The organism is Mesorhizobium sp. M7A.F.Ce.TU.012.03.2.1 (assembly GCF_004006095.1).
Classification (GTDB): domain Bacteria; phylum Pseudomonadota; class Alphaproteobacteria; order Rhizobiales; family Rhizobiaceae; genus Mesorhizobium.
Genome location: NZ_CP034779.1, coordinates 4887530 through 4906156, shown reverse-complemented (window position 1 = coordinate 4906156; position 18627 = coordinate 4887530). Strand labels below are relative to the sequence as shown.

The window sequence follows — 18627 nt, the reverse complement described above, 5'->3', positions numbered from 1 at the left end:
GGCAGACCGGGGTGGAATAACCGTTATTTCTGCTTCAGCCGGCGCGAGAAACGCAGCCACTTGTCTTCGACCGGCCTTGGGACCGGCCTGGGCTGCACCAGAATGGTGGTGAGTTCGGCGGGCAGGGTCGGAACCAGCGGCTTCTTGGTGGCGACGCCGTCGGCGATCGCGACGATGCTGTGATAGAATTCGCTGCCGCTGATCGATCTCGGCGCAACCGCTTCGTGCATGACGCTGATCACCGTGACATCGGGGCAGTTGTCCTTGATGGCCTGGTGGAAGGCGACCTTGCCGTCGGGGTCGAGCGCGCCGGTCGCCTCGTCAAGGAACAGCAGCCCCGGCTGCTGCAGCACGATGCGAGCCACCACCAGCTTCTGCTTCTGGCCGCCCGACAGCACCTGGTCCCAGCTTTTGCCTTCGCGGCTTTCGTCGGCCATGTGCTCGATGAAGTCGCCAAGCCCGGCCTTGTGCAGCGCCGACGCCACCTGCGCGTCGCCATGGTCGTGCTCGGAGCCCGGCAGGCAGACCAGTTGCTTCAGCGACACAGGCTGCAGCTTGACCTCCTGGGCGGCATAGAAACTCTTCACGCCTTCGGGGAAGACGATGGTGCCGCGGCCATAGGGCCACAGGCCGTTGATCGCCTTGATCAGCGAGGTCTTGCCGCAGCCGGACTCGCCCTTCAGGAAAGTCCATTCGCCGCGCCGGAAGCGCAAATTGGCGGCGCTGAGGAAGGGCGTCGCATCCTCGCCTTGATGCGCCAGTTCGAGCTTCTGGATGGTCAGGCCGAAAACCGGGTTCTGGCTGGTGTAGTGGAAATCGGAGCGGCCGGTCTGGCTGTAGAATTCCTGCGGATGCTGGACATTCTCGATCGCGTTGGCCAACTCGGTGACACGCTGGCTGTTGGCGCGCAGCGTGGCGATGGCGGGCATGACGTGGATGAACCACGAACACTGGCCGATCAGAGAATTGACCAGCTCGGAGCCGGTTATATAGCCCTTCAGATCGAGGCGGTTGTGGATGAACGGCACGAGGCCCGGTCCATAGGCGACAATGCGGGCGCCGATGAAATTGTAGATCAGCTCGAACGACATATAGACGGTGTTGACGATGTTCAGCCGCGTCCAGGTGCCGTCGATATCGACATAGAGCCGGCCATGCATGGTCCTTTGCACGCCTTCGCCCTGAGACGCCGCGACATGGAAGGAGCGGCGCAGGAACGTCGTCAGTTCGCCGCGATAGCTGCCTTCGGCCTTCTGCATCCTGACGTTGAGGCGCTCGAGCAGGCCGCCGAGCTTGACGGCGATCCATGTGTTCAGCGGCACATAGGTGGCGACGGCCAGGAAGGCCAGGATGGCGCTGCCATAGCTGCCGAGGAACTCCAGCCCCTTCACCTCGACGGAGTTTTCGAGCAGCTTCTGGCCGACGAAGAAGAGCGAGGTGGCGACGGCCAGTACGCCCATGGCGAGCCCGATGGCGCCCCCGGTCATGTCCTTGATGGATTCCTGGACACGCTGGTCGATGTTGTCGGGGGCCGGTGCGCCGCTGCCGGTCGATGCATGCTGGGCATGGAAATGCGTATGGTTGCCATCCAGCAGCGCTTCATTGAAGCGGCTGTCCAACCAACCGCGCCATTTGCGGTGCAATGTCGCCGAGACAAGATTGCGGACGCCGGTAAAGCCAGCGTCCTTGAGTACCACCAGCAGCACGAGGACGCCGGCATTGATCAGCAGCGAGCGAAGCGGCGTGGTGTTGGCGGCGTCATGGAAGAAGGCGATCGAATTGACCAGTTCGCCGGAGGCTTCGGCGAACCAGACACCGGCCTTGCTGGACAGCGCCGTGAGCACCGCGATCACCAGCGTCAGCGTCCAGGCTTCCTTCCAGCGGTCGGAAACCCAGTAGGCCCGCATCAGGCCCCAGAAGCTGCGCATCGACGACACCGGCGTCAGAAGCGATCGCCCTGCGGCATCGCGAGGTGTTTTTTCCGGTACTGACTCTTGCGATGGTCTACCGACCCGAATCACGATCCCGCCCAAACCTTTTTTCTTTTGTTACGGATGGTAACACCAATTGATCATTTTCCATTAATTTAAAACCGGCCCGACCGGATTGCCCCGGCAGCCGTTGCCGTGAGGCAACAGATTACACGCTGAAATTTAGCGACAACGGTCGGCAATAATCAGAATATCGATATTGATTTCAGATACTTGATCTTCAATAAAATGCCGTCGATGGAGCTTCCCCTGGGGAAGGCTTTCACACGGTTTCGTGAACTCGAAGTCGTGTCGAGCGATCGGTTTTCTCACTGCGGACGGCCCAGAGAGCTCGAAAATTTGCGGTTCGTGACTCGCCAGGAATGCCGTGGTCGTCCTTGCCAGGGGCAGGAAGTGACGGGAGAATCGATCGAGCGGCGCGTTCCGTCTTGTCCGGTCAGCTGAGGGACTGCGTTTGACAATTCATCCACCTGGGATTGAACCTTGCCCGGCATCGTCGACATTCATGCATATTCGGTTCTCCAACAAGGAAGCTCCCAATGCTTGCACGCGCGGCCGCAATCCTGTCCCACTTCGCCTGGCTGCCCCTCGTACCTTTGGCGCATGCCGGCGCGCAGAGCATCCCGGCCAGCGCCGAAGGCCAGATCGAGTTCAACACGCCGTCCGGCAACATCGGCTGCATCTACACGCCCAAAGGCGGCACCGGCACCTATGAGCCAAAGGATGGCGGCCCGGAGCTGAGTTGCTCGCGCGTCGAGCCGAGCTACGTCACGATTATCCTGGGTCCGAAGGGGCCAGCCACTCTGATCAAAAACCCAGGCGAGCAGGGCTGCTGCAGCGATGTCGACAAGCTTGGCTACGGCAACAGCTGGAGCGCCGGGCCGTTCTCGTGCCAGTCGTCAACCAAGGGACTGACCTGCACGGCCACGAACGGCCATGGATTTTTCATCAGCAAGGCCAAGGCGACGGTGAAGTAACGTTTGCTGCTGTCGCGGAGAGGAGAGGGCGGTCGGCTCAGCCGGCCTTGTCCAGTTCGCCGCGCGCCTTGGCGGCGGCCACCTGGCGAATGGCATCGGCCAGCGTGTCGGCATCCTGTGCGCCCATGACCGCGTACTTGTCCTCGAGCAGGAAGCACGGCACGCCAGAAATGCCCATGCGCGACGCGGTGGCGATCTCGGTGCGCACCGCCTCGACATCGGCCTCGGTCGGCAAAAGCGTGGCGACCACGGACGCATCCATGCCGGCCTCTCGCGCCGCCTCGACCAGCACGGCATGATCGCCAATGTTGGCGCCTTCCTCGAAATTCAGCTGGAACAGCCGGCGCACAAGCCTGTTCTGAATGGCTTCGCCGGCGGCACCTGCCCAGCGGATCAGCCGGTGCGCATCGAGCGTGTTCGGCGCCACCTTGATGGCGTCGAAGACAAAGGAAATGTCTTCCGCTTCGCCCAGCGGCTCGATGCGGGTGTGAATCTCGCGGATGCGCTCATCACTGCCGAATTTTGCCAGCATGTATTCGCGGCGGTCCTTGCCTTCAGGCGGAATGGTCGGATCGAGCTGGAACGGCCGCCAGCGGACATGCACGTCGACATCGCCGACGGCGGCAATCGCCCTGTCGAGCCGCTTCTGGCCGATGAAGCACCAGGGGCAGACGACATCGGACACCACATCGACGGTGATGGCGTTCAATTCGCTCATCTCGATCTCCTGATCCCTCAGTTGGGTTTGCGCCACCATGTTGGCAGTTGATACCCGAATATGGGCGTCTTTTGCGGATGTTCCAGGTAGTTCCAGTAGGCAATCCATTGCTGCGTGTTGTGCTGCATCGGCACCATGTAGTTGCCGGAGATCAGCAGCCGGTCGAGAACGCGAACGGCGGCAACATAATCCTCCTTGGAGCGGGCGCGCAGCATCGCCTCGATCGCCGCGTCCACAGCCGGATCGGCGACGCCTGCGAGATTGAACGAGCCTTCCGTCCTGGCCGCGGCGGAACTCCAGCGCCCGCTCTGCTCGATGCCGGGCGACAACGAATTGTTGAAGCCGCTCGATCCGATCAGGACCTCGAAATCGAAGCGCTGCTTGCGCGACTGGATCTGGTCGCCGTCGAGGCTGCGAATGGTGAGATCGATACCGATCTTCTCCAGCGTGCGCTGGTAGATGCCGGCAAGGCGCTCCTCGTCCTGCGATGCGGTCAGGATTTCGAAGCTGAAGGGTTTGCCTTCGGGATCGAGCATCGTTCCATTCTGCACGTGGTAGCCGACACTTTTCAAAAGATCGAAGGCTGCCTTCAGCACGCGGCGGTCCTGGCCCGATCCGTCGGTCACCGGCGGCCGCCATGTACCGTCCATGACATCGGCCGGGACGCGGCCGGGGTAGGGCGCCAGAAGCGCTTTCTCCCTGTCGTCGGCCGGATGGCCGATCGCGGAAAGCTCGGAATTCTGCCAGTAACTCATCGTGCGCGTGTATTTGCCGCCGAACAGGTTCTTGTTGGCCCATTCAAAGTCGTAGAGCATGCCGAGCGCGCGCCGCACGACAGGGTTGGCGAATTTCGGCAACCGCGTGTTGAACAGGAAACCGGTCACCACGGGCGGAATGCCGGTGTCGAAGGTTTCGGCGACGACGTCGCCCTTGTGGAAGGCCGGAAAATCGAGATCGCGCTCGCGCTTCACCGGATCACTGTCGTCGTCGATGGCGCAAAGGCCTTTCTTGAACGCTTCGAGCTTGGCGTTGGCGTTGAGGAAATACTCGATGGTGATCTGGTCGTAATTGTCGAAACCGCGCTTGGCCGGGACGTCCTTGCCCCAGTAGTCCGGGTTGCGCTTGAACACGATGCGCTGGCCGGGCTGCACCTGCGCGATCCTATAAGGGCCGCTGCCGATCACCGGCTTGAGCGTCGTCCTGTCGAAAGTCTCCTTGTCGAAGGCGTGCTTCGGGATGATCGGGGTCAGCGCGATGATCAGCGGGAATTCGCGATCGGCCTTGTCGTTGAAGGTGAAGCGCACGCTGTGATCGCCGGTCTTTTCGAGCTTGGCGACCCTGGCCATGCGATCGCTGTAAGGCGGGCGGCCTTTCTCGGTGTAGACGTCATAGCTGAACAGCACGTCCTCCGGCGTCACCGGCTGACCGTCCGACCATTTGGCCTTCGGATTGAGATGGAATTCGATGCTCTTGCGCTCCGGGTCCATGTCGGCGCTGTCGGCCAACAAACCGTAGAGCGTGAAAGCCTCGTCGGCATTGCGCTGCATCAACGGCTCGAAGACCAGATTGCCGAAGATCGTATCCATCATGCCGCGCGCCGTCGTGCGCAGGCTCTTGAGGATGAAAGGGTTCAGATTGTCGAAGCTGCCGACGACGCAATAGGTGATCGAGCCACCCTTCGGCGCGTCGGGATTGACGTAATCGAAATGCGTATAGCCGGGCGGTAGCGCCGGCTCGCCCTGCATGGCGATAGCGTGCTTCGGCTCCGATGCGGCCGGCTGATGCGAAAGGGCGAGAAACGATATCCCGGTGATCAGCCAAACAACAACGCGGCCCATGACCGTCTCCTTACTGGGTCGGCTTGATGATTCGGTGTGCACCCTAGCATGAGGCGGCTGCGCGCCGGCCAACCGCGCGTTCAACAATTGCTGACGCCGGGCTGGATTCGGCCTCGCTTGCAGTGTAACACGCCCTCCGAAGTCATTCTGTTGCCTCATTTCGGCAACAGGTAGCTGGACCACACGGCACGAAGAAGCCGGTCCCGGGATCATTTGAGAGGAAGTGCACGACATGACGAGCCTGAACAGCAACGCGTACCGCCTGTCGGTCATGGCCGCTGGCGTGGTCGGCTTTCTCGGCGCAGGACTTCCCGCTGCTTCCGCACAGCAGCAACAGCAGATTCCGCAAGGCTGGTTCAAGGCCTGCACCAAGCAGGAAGACGTCGACATCTGCAATGTCCAGAACATCACCACCGCCGGCAACGGCCAGCTGGTCACCGGCGTCAGCCTGATCGAGCTGAAGGGCAAGGTGAACCGCAAGGTGTTCCAAGTGACGGTCCCGACCGGCCGTCTGGTGCCTCCCGGCATCGGCCTGCAGATCGACACCGGCAAGGCGCAGAAGCTCGACTATGTGATCTGCTTCCCGGATCGTTGCGTGGCGGAAGTGCCGCTGACCGATCAGCTCGTCGCCGCGTTCAAGAAGGGCCAGGCGATCACTCTGACCTCCGTCAATTTCCAGAACCAGCCCAATCCGATCAAGGTCGCCCTGCAGGGCTTCAGCGGCGCCTATGACGGACCGGCGCTGCAGCAGTCGGACATCGAGGACCGGCAGAAGAAGCTTCAGGACTTCGTCGCCAAGAACAACCAGGATTTCGCCAAGAAGCTCAAGGAAGAGCAGGACAAGGCGAAGACCGCCAACTGATCGGCCGATATCGCCGAGCCACAAAAAAGCGGGGTCATGCCCCGCTTTTTTTGCGCCCATCTCTCCGCGGGTTAATGCCTCGACTGCCGTTTCGGCTGGTAGCGCCCGTCCGGCTTCTTGTCGAACATCTCCTTGATCTGCGGATGCCGGACCGGCTCCCCCGACTGATCCTCAAGCAAATTCTGCTCGGAGACGTAGGCGATGTACTCGGTCTCCGAATTTTCGGCGAGCAGATGATAGAAAGGCTGATCCTTGTGCGGCCGCACGTCGGCGGGGATGGCTTCGTACCATTCGTCGGTGTTGGCGAATTGCGGATCGACATCGAAAATGATGCCCCTGAATGGAAACAGCCGGTGGCGAACCACCTGTCCGATTGCGAATTTGGCTGTTTTCATCGTACTCACCACTGAATTCCTTGGGCTTATTTGGCGCAGACCGCGCATCAATTCAATCCCGAGGCGCTTGACGCCCTATTAAGCAACGGGCTAGCCCGGCGCCAGGGTTTCGGACCAGCATAAAAATGTCTGACGTCATCGGTCTTGTTCTTCCGTTCTTCGGCTTGATTTTTGTCGGGTTTCTGGTGGCGCGCATCACCAGGCAGCCGCTGGAGGCGCTCGGCTGGATGAACACGTTCATCGTCTATGTCGCGCTGCCGGCACTTTTCTTCCAACTGCTTGCCAAGACGCCGTTCGAAGACCTGACGGAATGGCGCTTCATCTTCGGTTCGGTCGTCTCGACCTTCATGATATTTTCCTTGATGTTCATGGGGTCGATCCTGACCTCGCGCGGCGAGATAGCGCAATCGACCATCAAGGCGCTCGCGGCCGCCTATGGCAATATCGGCTACATGGGACCGGGGCTGGCATTGCTGGCCTTCGGCGAGGAGGCGGCTGTGCCGGTCGCCTTGATCTTCTGTTTCGAGAACATCATGCATTTCGCCATCGCGCCCATGATGATGGCGCTGTCGGGCGACGACAAGACCACGCCTCTCCGGCTTGCGCTCGGTGTCGTGCGCAAGATCGTGCTGCACCCGTTCATCATCGCAACCGCCCTGGGCGTCGGCGCCGCCTATATCGGCTTTCGACCGCCCGTGCCGGTGGAGCGATTTCTGGAATATCTTTCCCGGGCGGCCGCACCTTGCGCGCTGTTCGCCATGGGCGTCACGCTGGCGCTCAGGCCGCTCAATCGCGTCCCGCACGAGATGGTTCCGATTGCGGCGCTGAAACTGATCCTGCACCCGTTGCTCTGCTATGTCGTGCTGAGCTGGATCGGCAATTTCTCTGAGACATGGGTCTTCTCGGCGGTGCTTCTGGCGGCGTTGCCGACCGCCACCAACGTCTTCGTCATCGCCCAGCAGTATGGCGTCTGGGTACAGCGCGCGTCGGCCAGTGTGCTGATCACAACCTGCCTGTCGGTCGTGACCGTCACCGGGCTGCTCTACCTGATCCGGCACGATATCCTAGCGCCGGACCTGTTTCCCTAACCCGCCGGCAAGCGCGGCAAAACCGCTGCCGGGACGAAGCCCCTCGCGCATGAAAAAAGCCCGAAGCGGCGCGAAGCCACCGAGCACGCCGAGCCCGGCCACGCGGGCCATCTGGGCCGGCAGCATGTCGGAAAGCAGCGACATGTTGAGCAGGTTGACCGCGCCGCTACGCGCCAGAATATCGGGGCGGCGCTTGAAATCGTAAGCCGCAAGCGCCTTGGCTGCACCCGGGTCGGCTCGATTTTCGCAAGCGATTCCAACCAGATCATCGACGTCCCTGATGCCGAGATTGAGGCCTTGCGCACCAATCGGCGGAAACACATGGGCGGCTTCGCCGACCAGCGCCACCCGATCTCGGGCGAAACGCAGTGGCGTCACCGCCGAAAGCGGATAGATCTGCCGGCCCGGCTCGACCGTCACCCGGCCCAGCATCGACTGCATCTGCTGTTCAACCCGCTGAGAAAGCGTCGTATCGTCCAGTGCGGCGAGGTCGGTCGCGGTCTCGGGCTTGACCACCCAGACCAGGCTGGAGCGATTGCCGGGCAATGGGACCTGCGTGAACGGACCGGTCTCGGTGTGGAATTCGGTCGAGGTGAAGGCGTGGTCGCCGCTATGGCCGAAATTGAGGACGAGAGCTGCCTGCGGGTAGGACCGGGCCGAGGTCGAGATGCCGGCCGCCTGGCGCGCCGGTGACAACCGCCCATCGGCGGCGACCGCAAGCGATGCGTCGACCGTGCTGCCGTCGGCCAGGACGGCACGGGCGTGCTCGGCATCGAGACGCCAGTTCGCCACTATCGACATCAGCCGGTCGATGCCGGCATGCGCGGCAACGGCGCTGGCGAGTGCCGGGTTGAGGACGCTGTTGGGAAGGTTCAGCCCGAATTGGTCCTCGTCGATTTCGCTGGCACGGAAGGTGACGACCGGGCTGCGGATCAGCCGGCTGGTGGCGTCGACGATGCGCATCACTTTCAGGGGCGCCGCCTTGGATTTGACGGTTTCGAGCACGCCAAGCCGGTCGAGCACTTTCAAGGCAGGGTTCATCAGGGCCGTCGTGCGGCCGTCGGGGGCAGTGGGCTCCGGCCCGACCAGCGTCACCGGGAAACCTTCGGCGGCAAAACCGAGCGCCGCGATCAGCCCTGCCGGCCCCGTGCCGGCAACCAGTATCCGCGCAGTTTGCTGATGCTCCAAGATCGGCTTCCGGCTTGCAATGCGAGGCCGGTCCACCCGACCTGCCGTTCGATGAGCATATAGGTCAGATCATGCCGCTTGATCAACGCGGCGATTCGGCCCATTCGGATGTCATGACCGGCCAGCAGGACGACTTCAGCCATCTCGACCGCGCCGGCCGCGCCATGGCCGGCATCGCGCGCAATCCTCGCGTCACGGTAAACGTCGTTGTCGCCGCTTGCATCCTGCTTGCCTGGCTGTCTCTTGCGGCGATGGCAATCCGCGGGGCTGAAACAGGGATTGCGGGCGTCGGCGCCCCTGGCGACACGATCCTGCGCAGCCTGCCGCAACTGCCGCTGCCCGATTTCCTGGAACGGTTCTTTGTGCTGTGCCTCTCACCGGTGCCCTTGGACGCAGATCTCGGCTTGCAGGCCGGCGCGCTCGTTTTCATGTGGCTCCTGATGGCGGTCGCGATGATGCTGCCTTCGGCGGCGCCGATGATCCGCACCTATTGCGAAATCACTGACACGGCTCGCATCAAGGGCGAACCGGTCGTTCACCCGCTGGTGCTGGTCGCCGGTTACCTAAGCGTCTGGCTCGCCGCTTCAATGATGTTCGCGGCGCTGACCTTGGCCGCCCATGCATTCGCCTTATCAGCCGGGATGCTCGATCCGGTCGCCGGCCTTGCCGGTGCGCTCGCTCTCGTGATTGCCGGCCTCTACCAGTTCAGCGGCCTCAAGGAAGCTTGCCTGAAGAAATGCAAGAACCCGTTCTCGGTCCTGTTTTCGAACTGGAGCGCAAGGCCCCTTAACATCTTTCGGCTCGGTGTCGCGCAAGGTCTGTGGTGTCTCGGCTGCTGCTGGGCCTTGATGCTGGTGATGTTCGCCGTTGGCGTCATGAACATTTTCTGGATGGCGTTGATCGGGCTGTTCACCCTGATCGAAAAACAAACAGCCAGCAGGGTTCCAACCCGGCTGGCCGGTGCGATACTGCTTGTCTGGGCAGCCGCGCTGCTAGTAGTCTCGCTATGAGTGGGGGAAAATCGATGGCAGACCAGAGCTGGGCGATGAAGGGAGAGCTCGTACTCTCCTGCAATTGCACGGTTTTTTGCCCCTGCGTGCTATCGCTTGGCAATCATCCGCCGACCGAAGGCTATTGCCAGACCTGGGCGGGGTTTCGTATCGATGCAGGCCATTTCGGTGAGGTCGATCTGTCCGGCCTCAATCTCGGGCTGATCATGGAAATCCCCGGCTACATGAGCCGCGGCAACTGGACCGCCGGCCTGTTCATCGACAGCCGAGCCTCGGTCTACGCGGTCAAGGCGCTGACCAAGATCTTCACGGGCAAGGCAGGCGGAACCACATCGCTGCTCTCCATCCTCGTCGGCAAATTCCTTGGCGTCGAGCAGGTGCCAATCACCTATGAGACGCGTGACAAGACGCGTATCTTCCAGATACCGAAGATCATCGACGGGGCGGTGACACCCATCCCCGGCAAGGATCGCGGCAAGGATACGGTGATCAGCAATTCGGAATACTGGATCGCGCCCGAGATTATCGTGGCAAGGTCTGACAAGAGCAAGATGCGGGCTTTCGGCCGCAACTGGAATTTCGCCGGCCGTTCGGCCGAAATCTGCAAGCTGGATTGGCGGGGCCCGTGAGCAAGAACACAACGGCCCGAAAAGCCGCCAAAAAGATCACGGACCGGATTCCCAGGCCGAAGAAGAAGGTCACCTGGCCACAGGCGCGGGCGTTCTCCGTCCATCTCTTGACCGCATCAGGCTCGTTCCTGGCCTTCCTCTCGCTTGTGGCGGCGAGCGAAGAGCGCTGGACCGCAATGTTCTGGTGGCTCGGGCTGGCATTGTTCGTCGACGGCATCGATGGACCGATCGCCAGAAAGCTCGAGGTCAAGGAGATCCTGCCGACATGGTCGGGCGAACTGCTCGACAACATCATCGACTACGTGACCTACGTGCTGATCCCGGCCTTCGCGCTCTATCAGCGCGGCTTCATGGGCGAGGGCCTGTCTTTCCTGTCGGCGGCGATCATCGTCGTGTCCAGCGCCATCTACTATGCCGACACCGGCATGAAGACGAAGGAGAATTTCTTCAAGGGATTCCCCGTGGTCTGGAACATGGTGGTGTTCACCCTGTTCGTCATCGAGCCCGGGCAATGGGTTTCGTTCGCTGTGGTGGTGGTGGCCGGCGTCCTGACTTTCGTGCCGATCAACTTCATCCACCCGGTGCGGGTGGTGCGGCTGCGGCGCATCAACCTTGGGATGACCCTCTTATGGTGCGCTTTCGGCGCGCTCGCCCTGGCCCAGGCGGCACTCGCTGCCTTCTACGATCAGATCGGCGTGCTGGGCGAACAGGTCAGCACCTTCACCAAGATCGGCATTACCATCACCGGGCTTTACCTTGCCTGCATCGGTGGCATCATGCAGTTCTTTCCCAATCTCGGTGCCAAAAAGGCTTGATCAGCCGCTCCCACAGGAAGCCTAGCCCACAGGAAGCCTAGCAATGTCGAAAGCGATCCGCATTCACGCCAATGGCGGCCCGGAAGTTCTGACCTATGAGGACGCTGACCCCGGCCAGCCGGGATCCGGGCAGATCCTGGTCCGGCACACCGCGATCGGCCTCAATTTCATCGATGTCTACCATCGCTCTGGCCTCTACCCGCCGCCTGGCGGCTTCCCGCTCGTGCCAGGCAGCGAAGCCGCCGGCGTGGTGCTGGAGGTCGGCCAGGGCGTCGACTGGCTGAATCCGGGCGATCGCATCGCCTATGCCGTGACGACGGGCGCTTACGCGCAACAGCGCGTCATCGATGCCAGCCGCGTCGTCAAGGTGCCGGATGGCATCAGCGACGAACAGGCCGCAGCGATGATGCTGAAGGGCATGACCGCGGAATATCTGCTGCGCCGGACGTTCAAGGTGAAGGCCGGCGACACGATCCTGTTCCATGCCGCGGCAGGCGGCGTCGGGCTGATCCTCGGCCAATGGGCAAAACACCTCGGCGCCACCGTCATCGGCACCGCCAGCTCGTCCGACAAGATCGAGCTCGCCAGGGCGCATGGTTTCGACCATGTCATCAACTACAAGGAACAGGATTTCGTTGCCGGCGTCGCCGCCATCACCGGTGGCAAAAAATGCGACGTCGTCTACGATTCGGTCGGCAACGACACATTTCCGGCTTCGCTCGACTGCCTGCGGCCGCTTGGCATGTTCGTCAGCTTTGGCCAGTCCTCGGGACCCATACCGCCATTCAGCATGTCATTGCTGGCACAGAAGGGCTCACTGTTCGCAACGAGGCCGACACTGTTCGTCTACAACGCAAGACGCGAGGACCTCGACGCTTCTGCCGCCGCCCTGTTCGAGGTCGTGCTCAGCGGCGCGGTCGAGATCAAGATCAACCAGCGCTACGCGCTCAAGGACGCCGGCAAGGCGCATTCCGACCTCGAGGGCCGCAGGACCACAGGGACGACCATTCTCATCCCTTAGTTCGTTCTGCCTTGCTATCCCTTGAATTTCCGCTGAAATTCTTGAAGCTCTTTCAAGACGCGTGCCGCTTTCCGATGAGAGCCGGCCGCGCCTACCATGCCTGCGGGAACACAGAACATGTCTGGCTAACCAGATGGGAGGCACTGTGAGTGCAAATCACGACGGCACGAACCTGCTTGGGGTTCGTGGCCTCACCAAGATATTCGGCACGCTGACGGCGTGCGATCATATCGATCTCGACATCGCCAGGGGTGAGATCCACGCCCTGCTTGGCGAAAACGGCGCCGGCAAGTCGACGCTGGTCAAGATGCTGTTCGGTTCGCTGGAGCCCAATGCCGGCGAGATCTTCTGGAACGGGCAGGCCGTCAGGATTTCCAGTCCCGGCGTCGCGAAAAAACTCGGCATCGGTATGGTATTCCAGCACTTCTCGCTGTTCGAGGCGCTGACCGCGGCCGAAAACATTGCCCTGTCGCTGGACGACGGCTCGCCGATCAACAGCATCGCTGCGAAGGCGAGGGCGCTTTCCTTCAGCTACGGCCTGCCGCTCGATCCTGAATCGCTGGTCGGCGACCTGTCGGTAGGCGAACGCCAACGCATCGAAATCATCCGTTGCCTGTTGCAAACGCCTCAGCTCATCATTCTGGACGAGCCGACCTCGGTGCTGACGCCGCAGGAAGCCGACAAGCTGTTCGAGACGCTGGAGCGCCTGCGTTCGGAAGGCAAATCCATCCTCTACATTTCGCACCGGCTCGAAGAGGTCAAACGCATCTGCGACCGCGCCACCGTGTTGCGCCACGGCAAGGTTGTCGGCCACTGCAATCCGCGCGAGGAAACCGCCTCTTCGCTGGCTCGCATGATGGTCGGCAACGAGGTGCAGGCCGTGGTGCGCGCGCCGGTCGAGGGCATCGACAAGGCGCAGCCGCTGCTCGAAATCCGCAATCTCAGCCGCAAACCGGCAACGCCGTTCTCGATCCCGCTCAAGGGCATCAGCCTGAACGTCCGGGCGGGCGAGGTGATCGGCATCGCTGGCGTCGCCGGCAACGGCCAGGGCGAGTTCTTCGAATCCGTCTCCGGCGAAGTGCCGCAGCAGGATGCATCCTCGGTGCGCATTCGCGGCAAGGACGCAGGCGGCCTCACCATCACCGGGCGCCGACTGCTGGGCGCTGCCTTCGTGCCGGAGGAGCGCCTCGGCCACGGTGCGGCACCGCGCATGAAGCTTTCCGAAAACCTGCTGCTGTCGCGCCATGCCACCGACGGCAAGGCGTTCGTCGGTTCCGGCGGGATGGTGAAGAGCGGTGCCATCCAAGCCGCGTCCCAACGCATCATCGAGGCGATGGATGTACGCAAGAGTGCGCCGGATCCGGAGGCCGCGGCCCTTTCGGGCGGCAATCTGCAGAAATTCATCGTCGGCCGTGAACTCGACCGCCGGCCAAGCGTCATGGTGGTGAACCAGCCGACCTGGGGCGTGGATGCGGGCGCTGCCGCTCATATCCGCCAGGCCTTGATCGAGTTGTCGCGCAGCGGATCGGCGGTGCTGGTGATCAGCCAGGATCTCGACGAGCTGTTCGAGATATCGGACGCGATCGCGGTCATGCACAATGGCGAGCTGTCGAAGCCTATGCCGATCGCCGAGGCAACCTTCGAAAAGGTAGGTTTGCTGATGGGCGGCGCCGAACCAGGCCACGCCGAACACTCGCTGGAGACGGCATGATGCGCCTCGAACTCGTCAAACGCCCGCAGCGTTCCATGCTGTTTTCGGCCCTGTCGCCGTTCATCGCCTTCGCGCTGACCATCATTGCCGGCGCCGTCATGTTCGCGCTGCTCGGCGTCAATCCGCTGACCGCGTTCAATATCTATTTTATCGAGCCGATCAGCCAGGTCTGGCAGCTACATGAGCTGGCGATCAAGGCAGCGCCGCTCATCCTGATCGCCGTCGGCCTGTCGGTCTGCTACAAGGCCAACATCTGGAACATCGGCGCCGAAGGCCAGTTCATCCTCGGCGGCATTGCCGGTTCGATGATTCCCGTGCTATTTCCGCAGTTCGAAGGTCCGCTGGTGCTGCCGCTGATGCTGTTGCTCGGCATGGTCGGCGGCGCGGCCTATGCCGCGATCCCGGCTCTGCTCAAGACACGCTTCGGCACCAACGAAATCCTGACCAGCCTGATGCTGGTCTATGTCGCGCAGCTTTTCCTTGACTGGCTGGTGCGCGGACCCTGGCGCGATCCGCAGGGCCATGGTTTCCCGCAGACTATCCAGTTCAACGATTCGGCCGTGTTGCCGGAGCTGATGCCGGATGCCGGGCGAGCAAACTGGGGTTTTGTCTTCGCATTGGTCGCCGCGGTGCTGGTCTGGATCCTGATGAGCCGCATGCTGAAAGGTTTTGAGGTGCGCGTTCTAGGCTCAAGCCCGCGGGCAGGGCGCTTCGCCGGCTTCGGCCTCAACCGCATGGTCTTTTTTGCTTTCCTGCTGTCAGGCGCTCTGGCGGGACTCGCCGGCATCTCCGAGGTCTCGGGCGCCATCGGGCAACTGCAGCCTGTCATTTCGCCCGGCTATGGCTTCACCGCCATCATCGTGGCTTTCCTTGGCCGCCTCAACCCGCTCGGCATCGTTGCCGCCGGTCTGGTGCTGGCGCTGACCTATCTCGGCGGCGAAGCGGTGCAGAGCGCGCTCGGCATCTCCGACAAGGTGGCGCGGGTGTTCCAGGGCATGCTGCTGTTCTTCGTGCTCGGCTGCGACACGCTCATCCACTACCGCATTCGCCTGGTCGGCCTGGCGCTGACCAAGCCGGAAGGTGCCGCGAAACTCGAAGCCGCGCCAAAGTTAAAGGAAGCCCGTTGATGGACATCACCGTAAACATCCTTCTGACCATCGCCACGGCGGCAACGCCCCTGTTGATCGCGGCAATCGGCGAACTGGTGGTCGAACGCTCCGGCGTGCTCAATCTCGGCGTCGAGGGCATGATGATCATGGGCGCTGTCGGCGGATTCGGCGCGACCTATCTCACCGGCTCGCCCTGGATCGGCCTTTTGGCGGCAATCGCCATGGGCGCGGTGTTCTCGCTGCTGTTTGCCGTCATGACGCTGTCGCTGGCCACCAACCAGGTGGCGACCGGCCTGTCGCTGACGCTGCTCGGCCTTGGCCTGTCCGGCATGATGGGCACCAGCTTTGTCGGCCAACCCGGCGAAAGGCTGCCCAACCTCTACATTCCCGGCCTGACGGAAATGCCTGTCGTCGGCAGGCTGCTGTTCGGTCAGGACCCGATCTTCTACATTTCGATCGCGCTCACCGCGGCCGTCATGTGGTTCCTGTTCAAGACAAGGACCGGCCTGACGCTGCGCTCGATCGGCGACAGCCACACCTCGGCCCATGCGCTTGGCATCCAGGTCATCCGCTATCGCTATCTCGCGGTGATCTTCGGCGGCGCCTGTGCCGGGCTTGCCGGCGGCCATCTGTCGCTGGTCTACACGCCGCAATGGGTCGAGAACATGAGCGCCGGCCGCGGCTGGATCGCGCTGGCGCTGGTGGTGTTCGCCTCCTGGCGGCCATGGCGGGTGCTGGCCGGCGCCTACATCTTCGGCGCGGTGTGGATCGGCCAGCTTCATGCACAGGCTTTTGGCATTCCGGTGCCTTCACAGTTCCTTTCTTCGCTGCCCTATCTGGCAACCATCGTGGTTCTCGTTCTAATCTCGCGCAACAAGCGTCTGACGATGATGAACACGCCGGCTTCCTTGGGGCAGCCATTCGTTCCGGATCGTTGACAATAAAAACAAACGGGAAGCTCCAAGGCTTAACTCAGAGAGGTAACACAATGAAAAAACTGCTTATTGCCCTGATGACCACGACCGCCGCCATGTCGCTGGCAGTGACGGCGGAAGCTGCGGACAAGCTGAAGGCATGCTGGGTCTACACCGGCCCGATCGGCGACTTCGGCTACTCCTACCAGCACGACCAGGGCCGTCTCGATGTGGAGAAGGCGCTCGGTGACAAGGTCGAAACAGCCTATCTCGAAAACGTCTCGGAAGGTCCCGACGCCGACCGCGCTTTCGAGCGCCTGGCGCGCGAAGGCTGCAAGCTCATCTTCGGCACCTCCTTCGGCTTCATGGACCCGGAAGTGAAGGTCGCCAAGAAATTCCCCAAGGTGATGTTCGAGCACGCCACCGGCTACAAGACCGCTGACAATCTCGGCATCTACAATGCGCGTTTCTACGAAGGCCGCTACGTGCTCGGCCAGATCGCCGCCAAGGAATCGAAGGCCGGCGTTGCCGGCTACATCGTTTCCTTCCCGATTCCCGAAGTGGTGATGGGCATCAACTCCTTCATGCTCGGCGCACAGTCGATCAACCCGAACTTCAAAGCCAAAATCGTTTGGGTGAATTCCTGGTTCGATCCGGGCAAGGAAGCCGACGCCGCCAAGGCGCTGTTCGACCAGGGTGCCGACATCATCGTCCAGCACACCGATTCGACCGCTGCCCTGCAAGTGGCCGAGGAGCGGGGCCTGAAGGGCTTTGGGCAGTCATCGGACATGATCAAGTTCGCGCCCAAGGCGCAGCTGACTTCGCTCACCGATGATTGGGGTCCCTATTACATCAGCCGGGTCCAGGCAGCCCTCGACGGCACCTGGAAGCCGGGCAATGTCTGGCTCGGCATCAAGGACGGCGCCGTCAAGCTCGCTCCTTATACCAACATGCCCGACGACGTGAAGGCGATGGCCGAAGCCACCGAAAAGAAGATCGCCGACGGCTGGAATCCCTTCACCGGGCCGATCGCCAAGCAGGACGGCACGCCATGGCTGAAGGATGGCGAAGTCGCCGACGACGGCACGCTGCTCGGCATGAATTTTTATGTGAAGGGCGTCGACGACAAGCTGCCGAAATAACCAGCGCGAGACATGAGACGGAGGGGCGCCGCGAGGCGCCCTTCTTCATTCGGCGGGCTGTGCGCCGGCAGAGGGGCGATGAAACCGCGTTCGTCCGGCATCGACCACACGGCCGAGCCAAAACCTGAGCAACCGCTGTACCGGTCGTTCGCAGGTGCGCCAGATCGCCCACGAAATGAAAAGCATGAGCACGACGCAACCACGGGCGGCAATCCATTTGCCGACAATGGGCGTTGCCGCATTGATGGCGAGATAGCCGATCTCCTGATGCAGCAGATAGAGCGGATAGGTCAGCCCGCCCAGCGCCAGGGTGAGCGCCGATGCCCTCACACGGTGGCGCAGCAGCACCGCGCCGATCAGGGCCGCGTGCATGACGGCGTTGGCGAGGACAAGATTGGCCGAGGAGACGGCAATGCCGTAGTGGCCGAGCATCCAGCGCTGCGTCACCGACAGCGTTCCGCAGGAGATCAGGAACGCGGCGGCGAGCAGCAGCAGGGCCGGCACAGAACGGCCATGCGAATGGATGTGGTGGACCAGCACGCCGGCGGCGAAGAACGGGCCGAACTCGGTGAGGAACAGCAGCCTGGCTCCGCCGCTGCCGATGAAGAACTCGTTCAAGGCCGAGATCGCCAGCCAGATGAAGATCAGCTCCAGCTTGCGTTTCTGGAAGAGCCCGGTGAACAGGGCCAGCGTGATCCATCCGTAGAACACCAGTTCAAGCACGATCGACCAGTAGACGCCGTCCATGAAGGGTTGGCCGAAGACCGGCGCGAACATCGACAGGTTGGCGACATACTGGCTGAAAGAGGCTGGAAGCAACGGCGTGCCGGCAAGGGTGAGAACTGCGAAGGTGATCGTCATGCAGAACAGAAAACCCGGATAGAGGCGAACGAACCGCGCGATCGCAAACTGATCCCAGCTCCGGTTTTCCGCCGACCAGGCAATGACGAAACCGCTGATCAGGAAGAACAGATTGACGCCGAGATAGCCGTAGAGGGCGAACGGTGCGGCAAGCGGATAGCCCTGCGCGAGGTAGCCTTCGGCGGCCGCGCCGCGAAAGAAATAGTGAAAGAACACGACAGCAAGTGCTGCCGCCAGCCTGAGCAAATCCAGCGTCGCGATGTAATTTTGTTCCGCAGATCTGGTGTTCATCCGCATTCCCCCGCATCTCCGGTCCGCAAACCATAGAGCGGATCGCGGCTGAGCGGGTTAAAAGGCT

17 protein-coding genes are annotated in these 18627 nt (G+C 62.1%); 11 read left to right on the top strand and 6 right to left on the bottom strand.

The annotated features are described in order from the left end of the window. Window positions 1-23: 23 nt before the first annotated feature. Window positions 24-1928, bottom strand: coding sequence for an ABC transporter ATP-binding protein/permease (locus EJ079_RS24245; protein ID WP_164873848.1), 1905 nt, complete (start codon window positions 1926-1928; stop codon window positions 24-26). Window positions 1929-2530: 602 nt separating this feature from the next. Between EJ079_RS24245 and EJ079_RS24240 the strand changes: the two genes are divergently transcribed. Beyond that, on the top strand, window positions 2531-2968 hold the full coding sequence (locus EJ079_RS24240; protein WP_127810380.1) for a hypothetical protein: 438 nt from the start codon (window positions 2531-2533) through the stop codon (window positions 2966-2968). Between the two features lie 37 nt (window positions 2969-3005). Here the strand turns inward: EJ079_RS24240 and EJ079_RS24235 are convergent, their stop codons facing one another. Both EJ079_RS24235 and EJ079_RS24230 read right to left on the bottom strand, forming a co-directional pair. Continuing rightward, window positions 3006-3686 carry a DsbA family protein gene (locus EJ079_RS24235; RefSeq protein WP_127810379.1) on the bottom strand — a complete coding sequence of 227 codons (681 nt, stop codon included), beginning with the start codon at window positions 3684-3686 and terminating at the stop codon, window positions 3006-3008. A gap of 17 nt (window positions 3687-3703) precedes the next feature. Further along, on the bottom strand, window positions 3704-5524 hold the full coding sequence (locus EJ079_RS24230; RefSeq protein WP_127810378.1) for an extracellular solute-binding protein: 1821 nt from the start codon (window positions 5522-5524) through the stop codon (window positions 3704-3706). A 232-nt stretch (window positions 5525-5756) separates the two neighbouring features. Here EJ079_RS24230 and EJ079_RS24225 point away from each other — a divergent pair, with 232 nt between their 5' ends. Continuing rightward, on the top strand, window positions 5757-6386 hold the full coding sequence (locus EJ079_RS24225) for an invasion associated locus B family protein (protein WP_127270670.1): 630 nt from the start codon (window positions 5757-5759) through the stop codon (window positions 6384-6386). Between the two features lie 71 nt (window positions 6387-6457). On the opposite strand, the gene hspQ is transcribed toward EJ079_RS24225, so the two are convergent. Next, window positions 6458-6781: a heat shock protein HspQ gene (gene hspQ / locus EJ079_RS24220; RefSeq protein ID WP_164762658.1), complete on the bottom strand. Its 324-nt coding sequence runs from the start codon at window positions 6779-6781 to the stop codon at window positions 6458-6460. A gap of 125 nt (window positions 6782-6906) precedes the next feature. On the opposite strand from hspQ, the gene EJ079_RS24215 reads away from it, so the two are divergent. Then, window positions 6907-7869, top strand: coding sequence for an AEC family transporter (locus EJ079_RS24215; protein ID WP_127810377.1), 963 nt, complete (start codon window positions 6907-6909; stop codon window positions 7867-7869). Here EJ079_RS24215 and EJ079_RS24210 read toward each other — a convergent pair. Next, on the bottom strand, window positions 7846-9057 hold the full coding sequence (locus EJ079_RS24210; protein ID WP_127810376.1) for a UbiH/UbiF family hydroxylase: 1212 nt from the start codon (window positions 9055-9057) through the stop codon (window positions 7846-7848). The two genes, EJ079_RS24215 and EJ079_RS24210, sit on opposite strands and share 24 nt — an antisense overlap. 71 nt (window positions 9058-9128) lie before the next feature. Here EJ079_RS24210 and EJ079_RS24205 point away from each other — a divergent pair, with 71 nt between their 5' ends. From EJ079_RS24205 to EJ079_RS24170, 8 genes are all read left to right on the top strand, one after another. Then, on the top strand, window positions 9129-10067 hold the full coding sequence (locus EJ079_RS24205) for a DUF2182 domain-containing protein (protein WP_127810375.1): 939 nt from the start codon (window positions 9129-9131) through the stop codon (window positions 10065-10067). Window positions 10068-10081: 14 nt separating this feature from the next. Then, the gene (locus EJ079_RS24200; protein WP_127810374.1) at window positions 10082-10696 is read left to right on the top strand and encodes a DUF1326 domain-containing protein; all 615 of its coding nucleotides are present in this window, start codon (window positions 10082-10084) and stop codon (window positions 10694-10696) included. Further along, the gene (gene pcsA, locus EJ079_RS24195; protein WP_023811884.1) at window positions 10693-11511 is read left to right on the top strand and encodes a phosphatidylcholine synthase; all 819 of its coding nucleotides are present in this window, start codon (window positions 10693-10695) and stop codon (window positions 11509-11511) included. Before EJ079_RS24200 ends, pcsA begins: the two co-directional genes overlap by 4 nt. A gap of 43 nt (window positions 11512-11554) precedes the next feature. Then, the gene (locus tag EJ079_RS24190) at window positions 11555-12532 is read left to right on the top strand and encodes a quinone oxidoreductase (RefSeq protein WP_127810373.1); all 978 of its coding nucleotides are present in this window, start codon (window positions 11555-11557) and stop codon (window positions 12530-12532) included. Between the two features lie 133 nt (window positions 12533-12665). Further along, the gene (locus EJ079_RS24185; RefSeq protein WP_164873847.1) at window positions 12666-14243 is read left to right on the top strand and encodes an ABC transporter ATP-binding protein; all 1578 of its coding nucleotides are present in this window, start codon (window positions 12666-12668) and stop codon (window positions 14241-14243) included. After that, window positions 14240-15370, top strand: a complete 1131-nt coding sequence (locus EJ079_RS24180) for an ABC transporter permease (protein ID WP_127269000.1) — start codon at window positions 14240-14242, stop codon at window positions 15368-15370. Before EJ079_RS24185 ends, EJ079_RS24180 begins: the two co-directional genes overlap by 4 nt. Continuing rightward, window positions 15370-16290, top strand: coding sequence for an ABC transporter permease (locus EJ079_RS24175; RefSeq protein ID WP_127268999.1), 921 nt, complete (start codon window positions 15370-15372; stop codon window positions 16288-16290). Before EJ079_RS24180 ends, EJ079_RS24175 begins: the two co-directional genes overlap by 1 nt. Window positions 16291-16340: 50 nt before the next feature. Next, the gene (locus tag EJ079_RS24170) at window positions 16341-17408 is read left to right on the top strand and encodes a BMP family ABC transporter substrate-binding protein (protein ID WP_127323146.1); all 1068 of its coding nucleotides are present in this window, start codon (window positions 16341-16343) and stop codon (window positions 17406-17408) included. A 45-nt stretch (window positions 17409-17453) separates the two neighbouring features. On the opposite strand, the gene EJ079_RS24165 is transcribed toward EJ079_RS24170, so the two are convergent. Then, the gene (locus EJ079_RS24165) at window positions 17454-18560 is read right to left on the bottom strand and encodes an acyltransferase (RefSeq protein ID WP_127810371.1); all 1107 of its coding nucleotides are present in this window, start codon (window positions 18558-18560) and stop codon (window positions 17454-17456) included. Window positions 18561-18627: the final 67 nt, after the last annotated feature.

Excerpts from the sequence above, each read along its gene's own strand:
- EJ079_RS24230 (WP_127810378.1), bottom strand. The coding sequence starts at position 5,524 with ATGGGCCGCGTTGTTGTTTGGCTGATCACCGGGATATCGTTTCTCGCC.
- EJ079_RS24175 (WP_127268999.1), top strand. The coding sequence starts at position 15,370 with ATGGACATCACCGTAAACATCCTTCTGACCATCGCCACGGCGGCAACG.
- EJ079_RS24235 (WP_127810379.1), bottom strand. The coding sequence starts at position 3,686 with ATGAGCGAATTGAACGCCATCACCGTCGATGTGGTGTCCGATGTCGTC.
- EJ079_RS24200 (WP_127810374.1), top strand. The coding sequence starts at position 10,082 with ATGGCAGACCAGAGCTGGGCGATGAAGGGAGAGCTCGTACTCTCCTGC.
- EJ079_RS24240 (WP_127810380.1), top strand. The coding sequence starts at position 2,531 with ATGCTTGCACGCGCGGCCGCAATCCTGTCCCACTTCGCCTGGCTGCCC.
- EJ079_RS24185 (WP_164873847.1), top strand. The coding sequence starts at position 12,666 with ATGGGAGGCACTGTGAGTGCAAATCACGACGGCACGAACCTGCTTGGG.
- EJ079_RS24170 (WP_127323146.1), top strand. The coding sequence starts at position 16,341 with ATGAAAAAACTGCTTATTGCCCTGATGACCACGACCGCCGCCATGTCG.
- EJ079_RS24205 (WP_127810375.1), top strand. The coding sequence starts at position 9,129 with ATGCCGCTTGATCAACGCGGCGATTCGGCCCATTCGGATGTCATGACC.
- EJ079_RS24225 (WP_127270670.1), top strand. The coding sequence starts at position 5,757 with ATGACGAGCCTGAACAGCAACGCGTACCGCCTGTCGGTCATGGCCGCT.
- EJ079_RS24215 (WP_127810377.1), top strand. The coding sequence starts at position 6,907 with ATGTCTGACGTCATCGGTCTTGTTCTTCCGTTCTTCGGCTTGATTTTT.
- EJ079_RS24180 (WP_127269000.1), top strand. The coding sequence starts at position 14,240 with ATGATGCGCCTCGAACTCGTCAAACGCCCGCAGCGTTCCATGCTGTTT.
- EJ079_RS24190 (WP_127810373.1), top strand. The coding sequence starts at position 11,555 with ATGTCGAAAGCGATCCGCATTCACGCCAATGGCGGCCCGGAAGTTCTG.
- hspQ (WP_164762658.1), bottom strand. The coding sequence starts at position 6,781 with ATGAAAACAGCCAAATTCGCAATCGGACAGGTGGTTCGCCACCGGCTG.
- EJ079_RS24245 (WP_164873848.1), bottom strand. The coding sequence starts at position 1,928 with ATGCGCAGCTTCTGGGGCCTGATGCGGGCCTACTGGGTTTCCGACCGC.
- EJ079_RS24165 (WP_127810371.1), bottom strand. The coding sequence starts at position 18,560 with ATGAACACCAGATCTGCGGAACAAAATTACATCGCGACGCTGGATTTG.